General features: G+C 69.8%; 12 protein-coding genes. 5 read left to right on the forward strand and 7 right to left on the reverse strand.

The window, feature by feature from the left end:
- Positions 1-10: 10 nt before the first annotated feature.
- The gene (locus GA707_RS02635) at positions 11-436 is read right to left on the reverse strand and encodes a hypothetical protein (RefSeq protein ID WP_152176829.1); all 426 of its coding nucleotides are present in this window, start codon (positions 434-436) and stop codon (positions 11-13) included.
- Between the two features lie 92 nt (positions 437-528).
- Positions 529-1,800: an MFS transporter gene (locus GA707_RS02640; RefSeq protein WP_152176830.1), complete on the reverse strand. Its 1,272-nt coding sequence runs from the start codon at positions 1,798-1,800 to the stop codon at positions 529-531.
- Positions 1,801-1,949: 149 nt separating this feature from the next.
- Between GA707_RS02640 and GA707_RS02645 the strand changes: the two genes are divergently transcribed.
- From GA707_RS02645 to rarD, 5 genes are all read left to right on the forward strand, one after another.
- Entirely contained in the window at positions 1,950-2,585 is a 636-nt protein-coding gene (locus GA707_RS02645; protein WP_152176831.1) for a SigE family RNA polymerase sigma factor, read from the forward strand.
- Entirely contained in the window at positions 2,582-3,904 is a 1,323-nt protein-coding gene (locus GA707_RS02650) for a hypothetical protein (protein WP_152176832.1), read from the forward strand. Before GA707_RS02645 ends, GA707_RS02650 begins: the two co-directional genes overlap by 4 nt.
- A 112-nt stretch (positions 3,905-4,016) precedes the next feature.
- Positions 4,017-5,909 (forward strand): 2-oxoacid:acceptor oxidoreductase subunit alpha, encoded by a 1,893-nt coding sequence (locus GA707_RS02655; RefSeq protein ID WP_152176833.1) that lies wholly within the window; start codon positions 4,017-4,019, stop codon positions 5,907-5,909.
- A complete protein-coding gene (locus GA707_RS02660) occupies positions 5,906-6,997 on the forward strand; it encodes a 2-oxoacid:ferredoxin oxidoreductase subunit beta (RefSeq protein WP_152176834.1) in 1,092 nt (363 codons plus the stop codon). The genes GA707_RS02655 and GA707_RS02660 overlap by 4 nt, the downstream gene beginning before the upstream one ends.
- Positions 6,998-7,080: 83 nt before the next feature.
- A complete protein-coding gene (rarD, locus tag GA707_RS02665) occupies positions 7,081-8,001 on the forward strand; it encodes an EamA family transporter RarD (RefSeq protein WP_152176835.1) in 921 nt (306 codons plus the stop codon).
- A 114-nt stretch (positions 8,002-8,115) separates the two neighbouring features.
- Here rarD and GA707_RS02670 read toward each other — a convergent pair whose 3' ends face one another.
- From GA707_RS02670 to nuoL, 5 genes are all read right to left on the reverse strand, one after another.
- On the reverse strand, positions 8,116-9,270 hold the full coding sequence (locus GA707_RS02670) for an amino acid deaminase/aldolase (protein WP_226963481.1): 1,155 nt from the start codon (positions 9,268-9,270) through the stop codon (positions 8,116-8,118).
- Positions 9,271-9,304: 34 nt separating this feature from the next.
- A complete protein-coding gene (locus GA707_RS02675; protein ID WP_152177059.1) occupies positions 9,305-10,288 on the reverse strand; it encodes a polyprenyl synthetase family protein in 984 nt (327 codons plus the stop codon).
- A 93-nt stretch (positions 10,289-10,381) separates the two neighbouring features.
- Positions 10,382-11,932, reverse strand: coding sequence for an NADH-quinone oxidoreductase subunit NuoN (gene nuoN, locus GA707_RS02680; protein ID WP_152176837.1), 1,551 nt, complete (start codon positions 11,930-11,932; stop codon positions 10,382-10,384).
- Positions 11,932-13,482 (reverse strand): NADH-quinone oxidoreductase subunit M, encoded by a 1,551-nt coding sequence (locus GA707_RS02685; protein WP_152176838.1) that lies wholly within the window; start codon positions 13,480-13,482, stop codon positions 11,932-11,934. Before GA707_RS02685 ends, nuoN begins: the two co-directional genes overlap by 1 nt.
- Positions 13,482-15,479, reverse strand: a complete 1,998-nt coding sequence (nuoL, locus tag GA707_RS02690) for an NADH-quinone oxidoreductase subunit L (RefSeq protein WP_152176839.1) — start codon at positions 15,477-15,479, stop codon at positions 13,482-13,484. Before nuoL ends, GA707_RS02685 begins: the two co-directional genes overlap by 1 nt.
- Between the last annotated feature and the right edge of the window lie 13 nt (positions 15,480-15,492).

Below are 15,492 nucleotides of genomic sequence, written 5' to 3' on the forward strand. Positions count from 1 at the left end.
CCGTCGAGCATCAGAACGGCGGAGGCTCAGCGGATGCGACCGCAGCGCGGTCGACCGAGGAGCAGGCGGGCTGGACCTCAGGGTCGAAGACGAGGTCGTGACCACCGTCGTCGTCGATCCGCACGAATCGGAAGTCGACCCGGCGCGACCGGTGCCCGGCCGGGTCGTCACAGTTCTCGGCACGCGCGAGGCGCGGTTCCTCGTCCCGCGCCTCGACGGCCTCGTCGATCGTCTCGAACTCGCCGCGGCGCACCTGTCTGGCGAGATCGTCGATCTCCTCGATCGTGATGGCGCCCGTGCTTCGCGTCGGGCTCGCTCGGCCGACGCTGGTGCCGGCCGAGCCCGCCATCAGCACGTGCTCCAGCGCGATGCCCATGACCTGTTCGGCGATGCTGCGCAGCTCGTCGGCGCTGGGCTCGGCGAGGGAGGACGGCACCAGGACGAGACTCAACCACCCGGCTCTGACAGAGCTTGCCGCCACATGCCCCGCCCGAAACGCCCCCGCCGGACGCCCCGCCCGACCGTGTCCTACGGCGTCGGATGCCGCGCGTCGTAGGCGACGAAGCCCTTCGCCCGCACGGCCAGCACTCCCATGGCGGCGATACACGCCAACCCGCCCGCGAACGCCGTCCAGCCCTCGCCGATCACATCGGCGACGACACCACCGATGATGTCGCCGACCCGTGGCCCACCCGCGACGACGACGATGAACACGCCCTGGAGCCGCCCGCGCATGTGATCCGGTGCCGCGGTCTGCAGGATCGTCGTCCGGTACACCGCGGACACCGAGTCCGCCGCCCCCGCGACGAACATCCCCGCCATGGCCGCCCAGAACGCCTGCTGCTGGTTCAGTGGCCCACCGGCCAGCAGCAGCGCCACGCCCAGGCCGGCGATCCCGGCGCCCCACCCCACGATCGAGACGAGGATCGCGAGTCCCTGCCGCCGCACCGCTCCCAGCCGACCCGAGAGCGCCATGGCGACGATCCCACCGACCGCGGCCGCCGCATACAGGTTGCCGACAGTCGTCGCTCCGCCGCCGAGGATGACCGTCCCGGCGGCCGGGAGCAGCACCCGCGGCTGGGCGAGCACCATCGCGTAGATGTCGCTGACGAACGTCATCCGGACGTTCGGGCTGCGGCGCAGGAAGCCGAAGCCCTCCACCACCGACCTCAGCCCCTTCAGGCGCGGACCCTCCCCGGGCTCGGGACGGATCGGACCGAGCCTGAGCAGACCCCACAGGGCGGCCGTCGTGATGAGCGCGTCGAAGGCGTACGCCGCCTCGAAGCCCCACCGCCCGATGAGCACGCCCGCGAGCAGCGGCCCCGCGGTGAGCGAGGTGTTCATCGCGAGCACGCCGAGGGCGTTGGCCGCGGGCAGCTGCTCCCGCGGGAGGATCCGCGGATAGATGCTCGAGCGCGCCGGCGACATCACGGCGAACGCCCCGTTGAAGAGGGCGACCAGCGCATACAGCACCCACACCTCGGTGTTCCCGAGGAACGCCTGCAGGGCCAGCAGGACGGCACTGAGCCAGGCGACCAGCTGAGCGACGAGGGCGAGTATGCGGCGGTCCACCTGGTCGGCCAGCGCACCTCCGTAGAGGCCGAGGGTGACCAACGGCACCAGTGCGAAGAGGCCGACGAGGCCGACGGCCGCGGAGGAGCCGGTCAGCTCGAAGACCTGCAGGCCGATGGCGACCGTCGCCATCTGGGATCCGACACCGGCCAGGGCGAACCCGACCCACAGGCGCCGGTACGCGGGGTTGGTGCGCAGCGGCGTGAGGTCGGGGAGCAGCGTGCGCACCCGGGGAATCATGCCCCAGCCGCTTTGGGTCCGACCACCACGCACGGCGGTGCATCATGGAGGGAGTCAACCTTCTCGACGCGTCCTGCGTTCAGGAAGGTGAAAGACGGTGGACTCATACGCCACCGCGGCGGACGTCAGGATCGGCCATGGCACGAGCATCGGAACGCGAGGAGGACTTCCGTCAGTTCGTCGAGGCCCACTGGCTGGGTCTGGTCCGCTCCGCATACCTGCTCGTGGGGGGCGACCACGGTGAGGCCGAGGACCTGGTCCAGCAGACCCTGGCGCGTGTCTACGGACACTGGAACCGGCGAGTGCGCGAGGGCGCGCCGGTTGCGTACGTGCGCAAGGCCATGGTCAACCAGGCCATCTCGAACCTTCGCCGCAAGAAGGTCCAGGAGGTGCTGTCGAGCGCATGGTCCGGTGAGGTGGATACCACGCCGGAGCCTCGTGCGGTGCGCCGCGACGTCCCGGGTTCTCGCGACCCCTACGGTGCGGTCGAGGACCGGGACGTCGTCGTCAGGGCCCTGCGCGAGCTCCCGCCGCGGATGCGCGCCGTTGTCGTGCTGCGGTTCTTCGACGACCTCACCGAGGCCGCCACCGCAGATGTGCTCGGCATGTCGGTCGGCTCCGTGAAGAGCCAGACCTCGCGTGGCCTGCAGCGGCTGAGAGCGGCCATGTCGGACCAGGAGGTCGTCGGCGGACGGACGGCTACCGATCAGGTCTCTGTGCCCTCCTCCGGCGCTGCGGTCGGCCTGAGCCGAGACGCGGGGAGGCCGTCATGAGCACCCACCTCGAGGACGACGTCCGCCAGGCCCTGCGAGCCGGCGCCGAGAGCCTGTCGGCCGCCCCCGACGGCTACGCGCGGGTGATGACGAGCGTGGCGGTCCGCCGACACCGGCGACGTGCCGTGATCGCGGGAACTGCGATCGCCTCGCTCGCCCTCGCCGGAGTCGTCGGTCTCGCCACGGGTGCCGGGTTCGACGAGCCCCGGCCGACCACGCCCGCGAGCGAGCGCAACCGCGAGATCACCCGCGTCGCGGATCCGGCCTCTGCCTGGCCCGCGAGGGGCGCTCTGGCGACCGATTCAACGTTCACCTCGCAGTTCGAACAGGCCCTCGGAGCCGACCACCAACTCCTCTACGCCGAGGACGGTGAAGCAGGGCGGGTGATCATCGCGATCTCCGCGGATGGTGCGACGGTGGTGTATCGCGGGGCGCGCGGAGCGGACATCGAGGACCTGGAGCGGTTCGCCGGTCTCTCGGCTGCGAGCCAGGACATCACCGTGGCGGTTCCCCTGAGCGCCGGTCACCTGGTGATCGCATTGATGCCGGAGCACGAGCGGTACGCCCAGATCTCCTTGCCGTCCGTTGCGACCGACGGATCCGTCTATCGGAACTGGCGGCAGATACCCGTCGAGCGGGGCGTCGCGCGGATGGTCACCGCCGACCCCGTCGGTGCCCTGCGGGTGCGGACACCGGTCGGAGACGGGGCGGTTCATCTCATCGCGGGGAGGTTCCCCGAGCCCGGAACCCTGACCTGCGACACCTGCGACGACTCATGGGTCGTCCAGCAGGGCCCCTCCCAGTTCCGCGAGGTGGCCGCAGCCACGGTCGGTGTGACCACTGACGCGGTCACGAGCCGTCTCCTCCTCGACGCGGTCGTCCCGACCGCCGGAGGCCGCATCGTCAGCTACGTCGCGGAGCTGCCGACGGGCGGGATCCTGCGGGCCAGCTACCTCATCGCCGACCTGGGGAACGGCGACTCGACACTGTGGATGGTCGAGCCACTGCGTCCACTGCCGGTGTTCGACCCCGCCCGCCCCTTCGCGTTCACCGCACAGCCGTCCGGCGATCTCGTCATCGTCGCGCCAGGCAAGGGCCGGATCGCCTTCAGCCCTATCGGCGACGTGCCTGCGTTGCCCGATGTCCAGCTCACCGACGGTGTCGGCTTCGTGACAGAGCTGCCCTCGGACTTCGGGTCGTACCGCATCCTCGCGTACGCATCGGACGGGTCGCTCACCGGCGGGTGGCACGGCAGCGCCCTGCGCGTCGACGACCCGCTTCAGGTGCGTTACCGGGTGGGCAGCGGGGCCGCGGGCTGACGTTCGGCCCTCACCTGCGACGATCCGTCTCGCGTGCGCCGACGCGCCCGAGGTCCTCCGAACGGTGGACGTGCCGACCGCATACCCGCACCGGTCGTAGCATGGATGCATCATGACTACCTCAGCACGGCTCGACAAGGTCGTGATCCGCTTCGCCGGAGACTCCGGGGACGGCATGCAGCTCACCGGTGACCGGTTCACCTCCGACACTGCGGCCCTCGGGAACGACCTGTCGACACTGCCGAACTTCCCGGCCGAGATCCGCGCACCCCAGGGGACCCTCCCCGGTGTCTCGAGCTTCCAGCTCCACTTCGCCGACCACGACGTCCTCACGCCCGGCGACGCGCCCGACGTCCTCGTGGCAATGAACCCCGCCGCCCTGCGGGCCAACCTCGCCGACGTCCCACGCGGCGCGACGATCATCGTCAACACCGACGAGTTCAACCGGCGCAACCTCGCCAAGGTCGGCTACGCGACGAACCCGCTCGAGGACGGCTCGCTGCAGTCCTGGCAGGTCCGCCCGGTCGCCCTCACCTCCATCACGGTCGAGGCGCTCGCCGAGTTCGACGGCCTGACCCGCAAGGAGAAGGAGCGGGCGAAGAACATGTTCGCCCTCGGGCTCCTGTCGTGGATGTTCAGCCGCCCGACCGCGGGCACCGAGGCGTTCCTGAAGACGAAGTTCGCCGACAAGCCCGAGATCCTGGCCGCCAACCTCGCCGCCCTCTACGCCGGTCTGCACTACGGCGAGACGACGGAGGACTTCGCGGTCCGCTACGAGATCGCACCCGCCGCGATGCCGCCCGGCACCTACCGCAACATCACCGGGAACACCGCCCTCGCATACGGATTCGTCGCCGCCTCGCACCGCAGCGGCCTGCCGCTGGTCCTCGGGTCGTACCCGATCACCCCTGCGAGCGACATCCTGCACGTCCTCTCCGGGCTCAAGCGCCATGGCGTGACCACCCTCCAGGCCGAGGACGAGATCGCCGGCATCGGCATGGCGCTCGGCGCGGCGTTCGGCGGCGCGCTCGGCCTGACGACGACGAGCGGGCCGGGGGTCGCCCTGAAGTCCGAGACCATCGGCCTGGCGGTCTCGCTCGAGCTGCCGCTCGTCATCGTCGACGTCCAGCGCGGCGGCCCGTCGACGGGTCTGCCGACGAAGACCGAGCAGTCCGACCTGCTGCAGGCGATGTTCGGTCGCAACGGCGAGTCGCCGGTGCCCATCCTCGCGCCGCAGTCCCCCGCCGACTGCTTCGACATCGCGCTCGAGGCGGTCCGCATCGCGACCGCCTACCGCACCCCCGTGCTCGTGCTCTCCGACGGCTATCTGGCGAACGGCTCCGAGCCCTGGCGCGTCCCCTCAGTCGCCGAGCTGCCCACCGTCAAGGTGGAGTTCGCCACCCAGCCGAACGGTGAGTCCGACGACGGGACGCCCGCGTTCCACCCCTACCTGCGTGACGGCGAGACCCTCGCCCGGCCCTGGGCCGTCCCGGGCACCCCGGGTCTGGAGCACCGCATCGGCGGCATCGAGAAGGCCAACATCACGGGCAACATCTCCTACGACCCGGACAACCACGACCTCATGGTCCGGCTGCGTGCCGAGAAGATCGCCGGAGCGGTCGTGCCCGACCTCGAGGTCGACGACCCGACCGGCGACGCCGAGGTCCTCGTTCTCGGCTGGGGCTCGACCTATGGCCCGATCGCGGCCGCCGCCCGCGAGGCCCGCAGTCTCGGTATGCGGGTGGCCCGCGGCCATCTGCGTCACCTCAACCCGTTCCCCGGCAACCTGGGAGAGGTGCTCCGCGCATACCCGAAGGTTCTCGTCCCGGAGATGAACACCGGGCAGCTGGCCCTCCTGCTGCGCGCCGCATACCTCGTCGACGTCCAGTCGGTCTCGCAGGTGCGCGGCATGCCGTTCACGACCGGCGAGCTGGTGGCGGCCATCACCGCGGCGGTCGACGCGGGCCGGCCGGTCGCCCCCGCGACCGCAGGAGGTCGACGATGAGCACCCCCATCGATCTCGGTATGCCTCGCTCGGGTCTCGCGGACATCCCCACCCTCGCCGAGGGTCGGGCTCCGCAGACGAAGAAGGAGTTCACCTCCGACCAGGAGGTGCGCTGGTGCCCGGGCTGCGGCGACTATGCCGTCCTGGCGGCCGTGCAGGGCTTCCTGCCCGACCTCGGACTACGCCGCGAGAACATCGTCTTCGTCTCCGGCATCGGCTGCTCCTCACGCTTCCCGTACTACCTCGACACGTACGGCATGCACTCGATCCACGGTCGCGCCCCCTCGATCGCGACCGGCCTGGCGACGTCGCGGCCGGACCTGTCGGTCTGGGTCGTCACCGGTGACGGCGACGCCCTGTCGATCGGTGGCAACCACCTCATCCACGCGCTGCGCCGCAACGTCAACATCACGATCCTGCTGTTCAACAACAAGATCTACGGGCTCACCAAGGGGCAGTACTCGCCGACGTCCGAGCCGGGGACCGTGACCAAGTCCACCCCGATGGGCTCGCTCGACACCCCGTTCAATCCCGTCTCGCTGGCCCTCGGTGCGGAGGCGACCTTCGTCGCCCGGACGATGGACAGCGACCGTGCGCACCTGACGGGTGTCCTCAGGCAGGCCGCCGAGCACCGTGGCGCAGCACTGGTCGAGATCTACCAGAACTGCCCGATCTTCAACGACGGCGCCTTCCAGCTCATCAAGGACCGTGACAGCCAGGCGGCCCGCCTCGTCAAGCTCGTCGACGGTGAGCCGGTGAGCGCCGGCACCGACCCCGACCGACGCGTCCTCGTGCGCGAGCCGAACGGCTCGGTGACGTTCGTTCCCGAGGCCGAGGCCGCCGGGCGACCGGTGGTCGTCCACCACGCGGGCGACCCCGACCCGACGGCGGCCTTCGCGCTCTCGAGGCTCGACGACGGCACGATGGCCCATGTCCCCATGGGCGTCTTCCGCAACGTCACCAGGCCCACGTACGACGACCTCGTGCGTGAGCAGGTCGCGACCGCCGTCCAGGGTGCCGGGCGACCGGCCGACGACGCAGCGCTCGACTCGCTGCTGCGCGGTCAGGACACCTGGACGGTCTCCTGACCGACCGGACGGAGCGCGATGGCGCTCCGACGCGGTCGCTGACCTGGTCCGATCGCCGCTGCGGGGTCGAGTAGTGTCGGCGGGTGATCACCGGCTCCGACGAGACCCGCCGCGGCACCGGGTACGTCTTCGCCGCATACGGGATCTGGGGTCTCTTCCCGTTGTACTTCGCGGCGATGCAGCCCGCGAGCGCCTGGGAGATCCTCGCGCACCGGATCATCTGGTCGCTCGTGTTCTGTGCCGGCATCCTCGTCATCCGGCGCGACCTGGCGTGGCTCGGTGGGGTGCTCCGAAACCGGCGACTCATGCTCGGCATGGTCGCGGCGGCTCTGCTCATCGCCACGAACTGGGGCTTCTACGTGTATGCGGTGATCAGCGGTCAGACCACCGAGGCGGCCCTGGGCTACTTCCTCAACCCGCTCGTCACCGTGGCGCTCGGTGTCGTCGTGTTGCGCGAGACCCTTCGCCCCCCTCAGTGGGTCGCTGTCGGGATCGGTGCAGTCGCCGCCGTCTACCTCGGCATCCAGGCCGGAACCGCACCCGTCATCGCGCTGATCCTGGCGTTCTCCTTCGGTCTGTACAGCCTGGTCAAGAAGCGCGTCGGCGTCTCGCTCACCGCCATGCGCGGCCTGGCGCTCGAGACGGCGATCCTCGCGCCGGTGGCCGCCGCACTGATCGCGTGGACGACGTGGAACGGCACATCGACCTTCCTGACCGAGGGAACCGGACACACGATCCTGCTCGCCTCCGCCGGTGTCGTCACGGCGATCCCCCTGCTCCTCTTCGCTGCTGCTGCTCGGCGGGTCCCGTTGACGACGATCGGGCTGGTCCAGTTCATCACCCCCGTGCTCCAGCTCATCGTCGCGGTGACCCTGCTCGGTGAGGAGATGTCGAGGGCCCGGTGGATCGGATTCGGCATCGTGTGGATCGCGCTGGCGGTGCTCACCGTCGACATGCTCGGGCGTCGTCGCCGGCTGCGGGGTCTGCCGCCCGCCACCGCCTGAGGGTGCTGCGACCGTGGCACGGACCCCGCTTCGGGAAGGGAACCCTGGGTCGAGGAAGGATTCGTTCCATCCCGAGGGAGGGGTTTTCTTCCGTGGGAAGGAATGGAGAAGCCCTCAGCCGAAGTTCTTTCCCTCGCCGCGATAGGTCGGCACCGTCTCGACGATCTCATCGCCGCAGACGAGGTGCAGCTCGGTGAAGCGTTCACAGGCCTCCCCGGCCTTGGCGTGCCGCAGCCACACCCGGTCGCCGACGCGCAGGGTGTCCGCCGCGGGTCCGGTGAGGGGCGTCTGCACCTCGCCGGCGCCCTCGGTGCCGACGTAGGACAGTCCGTGCGGCGCGAGGACGCTCGGCATCCGAGAGCGTCCGACCGGCCCCGAGGCGATGTAGCCACCGGAGAACAGCGTGACGATACCGGGCGCGGGTCGCCGCACGACCGGAAGCGCGAACGCCATGGCGGGGCGTGGCGCGAAGTCGTCGTAGCCGTCGAAGAGGGCCGGGCCGTACAGACCCGAACCCGCCGCAAGCTCGGTCACCGCCGGGTCCTGGCGGGTCACGTGCAGGCTGCCGGTGCCGCCGCCGTTGACGAAGCGCAGTGGCGTCTCGGCACCGATCGCAGCGCAGATCTCGCTGCGCCGCTCGAGCAGCTGCGCGTGGGAGCGGCGCTTCATCACGCGGACGGCCGCATTATCGTCCGGGACACCGGCGATCTGCGCGTCGTAGAACATCAGTCCATCGACGAGCAAACCCGCCCGCGCGGCCGCGCGCGCCACGGTGGCCGCCTGCGCGGCGGTGCGGACCGGCGAGCGCCGCACCCCGAGGTGGACCCGCCCCACCCGTAGCGAGGCGTCGACGTCGATCGCGACGCGCAAGGGGTGCGCCGCGGAGGTGGCGACCCTCGCATACAGCTCGACGTGCTCGAGCGAGTCGATCGCGACGGTGATCTCCCTGGACAGCTCGGCGTCGCGGGTCACCTCGGCGAGCGCAGGCAGGTCGACGGAGGGGTATGCGACGAAGACGTCCGCGAATCCCTCCCGGACCAGCCAGATCGCCTCTCGCACCGCATACCCCATCACCCCGGCGAACCCCGGGGTGGCGAGGGCGCGGGACTGCAGATGCCGGCAGCGGACACTTTTGCTCGCCACCCGGATCGGGTGCCCACCGGCCCGGCGGACGAGGTCGGCGGCGTTGGCGTCGAAGGCCTCGAGGTCGACGACCGCGAACGGAGGGACCAGGTCCGCTGTGGCCCGGTCCCAGCGATCCGTGCGCACCGCGCCCTTCCGATGACCCTGCGCCATCGGCCGCTCAGCCGACGCGGGACACGATGAGTGCGGCGAAGGCGGAGAGGGCCTGCTTGACCTCGCCATCGGGCAGAGGCTCGAGCGCCTCGCGAGCGGATCGGGCCACCGCCTCGGTGCGCTCCTCGGCCGCCCGCATCGCAGGATGGTCGCGGAGCAGCCCGAGCGCTTCGGCATGTGCCGCGTCGTCGAGGGCGAGGTCGGACCGGAGCAGCTGCTGGAGGCGGGCATCGGCAGGGTCATTCGAGGCGAGGGCGTACAGGACAGGAAGGGTCCGCTTGCCCTCCCGGAGATCGGTGCCCGGCAGCTTGCCCATTGCGTCCGCATCGCTGGCGACGTCGATGAGATCGTCGGCGAGCTGGAAGGTCACGCCGACGCGTTCGCCGTACTCCCGCAGCAGACCGACGGTGCGCTCGTCGCAGCCGCTGAACATGGCACCGTAGCGCGCAGCCGTCGCGATGAGCGAGCCGGTCTTGTCCGCGAGGATCTGGAGGTAGTACTCGACCGGATCGGCGTCACCGGGGTGAGGTCGGTCGTCCCGGATCTGACCGGCGCACAGCCGGACGAACGTGCGGGCCTGGATGCGGACGGCCTCGGCACCGAGATCGGCCACGAGCTCGGAGGCCTTGCCGAACAGCAGGTCACCGACGAGGATCGCGGTGCTGTTGTCGTACTTCGCGTTGGCGCTGGGAGAGCCACGCCGCACGTCCGCATCGTCCATGACGTCGTCGTGATAGAGCGAGGCGAGGTGGGTCAGCTCCACCGCCGCCGCAGCGGTGACCACGTCGTCGTTGATCCCCTCCCCCACCTCTGCCGCGAGAAGGGTGAGGAGCGGCCTGACCCGCTTGCCCCCGGCGTTGAGCAGGTGGGAGCTGGCCTCGCGGATGAACTCGTCCTCGTGCCGGACCGCGTCCCGAAGGGTGGCGTCCACGCGGGCCATTCCATCGGCCAGTCGGCGCTGGAGGTCGGGTGAGATACCAGGGATGTCCATGACCGCCGGGGTCGCCCGGCCATGCGAGTCCGGCGCACCCGTCCCCCCGTCGGGCAGGGAGTCGCGTGTGTCCGGACTGTCGAAGTTCATCGGCTAGCGGATCAGCTCGGAGGCCTGGGCCGCGAGCTCGAGCACGGGCCCCGGGACGATGCCGAGCACGACGGTGGCGACGGCGCCGACGGCGACCGCAGCCGTGGTCAACGGCGATGCCTCGGCGGCGACGACGTCCTCGCTCGTCGCGTCGGAGAAGTACATGAGCACGATGATCCGGACGTAGACGAACGCGGTGACGGCGGAGGCGAGCACACCGATGACGACGAGCACGACACCGAGGGTCCCGCTCTCGATCGCAGGCGCGAACGCGGCGAACTTGGCGGTGAAGCCGGACGTCAACGGAATGCCCGCGAAGGCCAGCAGGAGGAAGCCGAAGGTCGCCGCGAGGATCGGGTGGCGCTGGCCGAGACCGGCCCACTGGGACAGCTGGGTGGCCTCCGTGCCGCCCTGCCGCACCATCGAGACGATCGCGAAGGCGGCGATGGTCATCAGCCCGTAGGCGAGCAGGTAGAACATGACGCCCCGAAGGCCCAGCGTCGAGAACGCGAGGACACCGACGAGGATGAAGCCGGCGTGCGCGATGGACGAGTAGGCGAGCAACCGCTTGATGTCGGTCTGGGTCACCGACAGAACGGCACCGACGACCATCGTCAGGGCGGCGATGACGGCCAGGCCCACCTCCCAGCTCCACCTCGTGCCCTCGACACCGACATAGACGAATCGGAGGATGGCGCCGAACGCGGCCAGCTTGGTGGCCGCGGCCATGAAGCCGGTGACCGGTGTCGGAGCGCCCTGGTATGCGTCGGGCGTCCACGAGTGGAACGGCACGGCACCGACCTTGAAGAGCAGTCCGACGAGGACCAGCAGGATCGCCGGGACGAGCAGCGGCTCCAGGCCGGGACGGGTCTCGGTGATGGCCGCGGCGATCCCGTCGAGGTCGGTCGTCGCGGCGTAGCCGTACAGCAGCGCCGAGCCGAAGAGGAAGAAGGCGCTCGCGAACGCGCCGAGGAGGAAGTACTTCAGCGACGCCTCCTGCGAGAGGAGACGGCGGCGCCGGGCCAGACCGACCAGGACGTAGAGCGGGAGCGAGAGGACCTCGAGCGCCACGAACATCGTGATGAGGTCGCCGGCGGCGACGAACATCATCATGCCGGACAGCGAGAAGAGCGCCAGGGGGAAGACCTCGGAGGTCGCCAGGCCCGCACGGTCGGCAGCCGCTTCGTACGCGGACCCGGGAATGGCCGCGCCCATGGGCGTGAACGCGTCCGGACGGTCCCCGCCGAACTTCTCGGCCATGGTGAGCACCCCGAGCAGGCCGAAGACGATCAGGGAACCCTGGAGGAAGACCGACATCCCGTCCATGACCACTGAACCGCCGAGCGTCTTGACCCGGTTGTCCACCGTCAGCGTGACCAGGGCGACGAAGGCGAGGACGAGCGCGACGACCGAGAGGGCGACCTGCACGCTGTGCCGACGACGCCGCGGCACGAAGGCCTCGACGACGATGCCGATCAGGCCGCCCGCCATGACGACGAGCATCGGCGCGATGGCCGCCCAGTTGATCTCCGGAGCCTCGAACACGGTGGGCATCACCTTTCACTTCCCGGAGTGGCTTGGGTGGGCGCGGGATCCTCGACGCCGACGTAGACGAGGGTCCGCTCGACCGCCGGGTTGATGATGTCGAGCGCGAGCTTGGGGTAGAACCCGAGGACGAGGAAGGCAGCGATGAGCGGAGCCACCACGAGCTTCTCGCGCAGGGAGATGTCCGGGACGAGCCGTCCGAGGTCGGGACGCGGTCCGGTCATCGAGCGCTTGTACATCCACAGCACATAGACCGCGGCGAGCACGACACCGGGCAGCGCGATCAGGGCGGCTACCGGGTAGCGCTGGTAGGTGCCCACGAACACGAGGAACTCGGAGACGAACGTCGCCAGGCCCGGAAGGGAGAGGGCCGACAGACCCGCGACGAGGAAGACCCCGGCGAGGGCCGGCGTGACCCGCTGCCAACCGCCGAAGTCCTCGATGTGCTGACGGCCGTGGTTGCGGTAGATGAACATCGCCGCCACGAGGAACAGGGCGGCCGTCGAGAAGCCGTGGTTGACCATGTAGAGCGAGGCACCGGCACCGCCGACGGTCGTCATCGCGAAGATGCCGAGGATGATGAACCCGAAGTGGCTGATCGAGGTGAACGCGATCAGTCGCATCATGTCGCTCTGGGCGATCGCGAGGAGCGCGCCGTACAGGATGGACACCACGGCGAGGGTGAGCACGACCGGCGTGGCCCACTGGCTCGCCTCCGGGAAGAGCTGGAGGCAGAACCGGATCATGCCGTAGGTGCCGACCTTGTCGAGGACGCCGACGAGCAGGACCGCCGTGGCGGGCCGCGCTGCCGATGCCGCATCCGGCAGCCAGGTGTGGACGGGCCACATCGGCGCCTTGATCGCGAAGGCGATGAAGAACCCGACGAAGAGCCACCGTGCCGTGTTCGTGTCGATGTCCACGCCGGTGAGGTTGCTGACGAGGAAGCCGTCCGGGCCACCGGGACCGACGAAGTACAACGCGATCACGGCGACCAGCATGATCAGGCCGCCGAGCAGCGAGAACAGCAGGAACTTGACCGCTGCGTAGCGTCGCCGCGCCCCGCCGAAGGACCCGATGAGGAAGTACACCGGGATGAGCATCGCCTCGAAGAAGACGTAGAACAGGAAGACGTCGGTCGCCGCGAAGACACCGATCATGAACGTCAGCAGGACGAGCATGAGGGCGTAGTACGTCTGCACCCGCCGACCGGAGCCGTTCTCGTGGCGCAGCGCCTCACCGTCGAGGTCGTTCCAGGCGGCGAGGAGGCAGACCGGGGTCAGTACGAGGGCCAGCAGGATCAGCGCGAGGGCGATGCCGTCGACGCCGAGGGCGTAGGACACCCCGAACTGCGGGATCCAGGCGTACTGCTCGGTGAGCTGGAACTGCTCCGACGAGCCGATCTCGAACTGGCTCGCAGCCGCGATCCCGACGAGCAGGGTCACGATCGAGACCCCCAGGGCCGCGCGCTTCGCGGTCTCGGCGCTCGGGAGGAAGGCGACGACCACGGCTCCCACGAGCGGGATCAGTCCGAGGATGGTCAGCCAGGGGACGTTGGACATCACTGCATCACCCACACGGCACCGAGGAAGAGGACGACGCCCGTGAGCATCGTCAGGGCATAGGACCGGGCGAACCCGTTCTGGATCCGACGCAATCGGGACGACAGGTCCCCGATCCAGGTCGCGAGTCCGCCGACCGTGCCGTCGACGCCCGAGCGGTCGGTGTGCTCCAGACCGTGGACGAGTGCCACGCCGGGCTGCTCGAAGAGCGTGCGGTTGACTTCCTCCTGGTAGAGATCCGCACGCGCGGCCTGGGTGCCCCAGGAGCCGACCGGCGCCGTCGTCGGCACGTCCTCCTGGATGTACATCCGGTAGGCGACGAACGCACCGATGGCCACGAAGATCAGCGTCAGCGCGATGATGACCGGGATGGCCAGGACCGGCTCGGCCTCCGAGCCGCCGTAGCCGACGACGGGCTCCAACCAGGCGACGATCGGCTTGGTCTCGGCGAAGGGCCAGGCCAGGATCAATCCCAGCAGGGCCGAGCCGGCGGCGAGAACCATCATCGGGACCGTCATCGTCGGGGGCGACTCGTGGGGATGGTAGTCACGCTCGCTCCACCGGCGCTTGCCGTGGAACGTCATGAAGAACAGTCGCGACATGTAGAAGGCGGTGATCCCGGCACCGACCAGAGCCGCGCCCCCGAGCAGCCAGGGCCGGATGCCCTCGCCGATGAAGGCGGTCTCGATGATGGCGTCCTTGGACCAGAAGCCCGAGAAGGGCGGAACCCCGAGGATGGCCAGCCAGCCCAGTCCGAAGGTGATCCACGTGATCTTCATGAAGGTGGACAGCCCACCGAAGCGCCGCATGTTCACCTCGTCCTTCATGCCGTGCATGACGGAGCCCGCCCCGAGGAACATGCCGGCCTTGAAGAAGCCGTGGGTCAGCAGGTGGAAGATCGCGTACGCATACCCGGCCGGGCCGAGTCCGGCGGCCAGCATCATGTAGCCGATCTGCGACATCGTCGAGGCGGCCAGCGCCTTCTTGATGTCGTCCTTCGCCATACCGACGACGGCTCCGTAGAGGAGTGTGACCGCACCGATGACCGCGACCGCCGTCTGGGCGGTCGGCGCATTGTTGAAGATGGGCGCGCTGCGGACGATGAGGTAGACACCGGCGGTCACCATGGTCGCGGCGTGGATCAGCGCGGACACCGGTGTCGGGCCGGCCATGGCGTCCCCGAGCCAGCTCTGCAGCGGGAACTGCGCCGACTTTCCGGTGGCGCCGAGGAGGAGGAGCAAACCGATGAGCACGAGCACTCCCGTGTCCGCCTCGGCGGCAGCGGCACCGACTCCGGCGAAGTCGGTCGCTCCGAACGCGGCGAACATCGCCATGATCGCCGCGATGACTCCCATGTCACCGACGCGGTTGACGATGAAGGCCTTGTTGGCGGCGGTGGCATAGGCGGGGTTGTGGTTCCAGAAGCCGATGAGCAGGTACGAGGCCAGGCCGACACCCTCCCAGCCGACGAACAGCAGGGGGTAGGAGTTGGCGAGCACCAGCAGCAGCATCGCGGCGATGAACAGGTTGAGGTAGGCGAAGAACCTGCGACGCTCGGACGGCTGGCGACTCTCCTCCCACGCGCTGAGCGTGTGGCCCTCGTGGCGCACGTGACCGGGGTCGTCCTTCATGTAGCCCAGCGAGTAGACGTGGATCAGCGAGCCCACGAAGGTGATGAGCAGGACAAACGACATCGAGAGGGGGTCGATGAGGATGCCCGCGTCCAGCTGGAACGACCCGGCCCGTATCCAGGAGTAGAGAACGTGCTCGACGGCCCGGTCCTCCGGCGCCCGGCCCAGCATGGCGAACAGCAGCGGCAGCGCGAGGACGAAGCTCGCCCACGACAGGCCGGTCGCCAGCAGCGGACCGAACGAGTCGGTCTTGCGGCCCCCCAACAGGAGGATCGCCGCACCCAGCAACGGCAGCCCGATGAGCAGCCAGGCGTAGGCCGGCGCGGCGCCGGGTTCCGCGGCGGCCGCGGTCACGAGGAATGTCACCTGGAACTCCTTC

This window comes from Nostocoides sp. F2B08 (genome assembly GCF_009184895.1).
Taxonomy (GTDB): Bacteria; Actinomycetota; Actinomycetes; order Actinomycetales; family Dermatophilaceae; genus F2B08.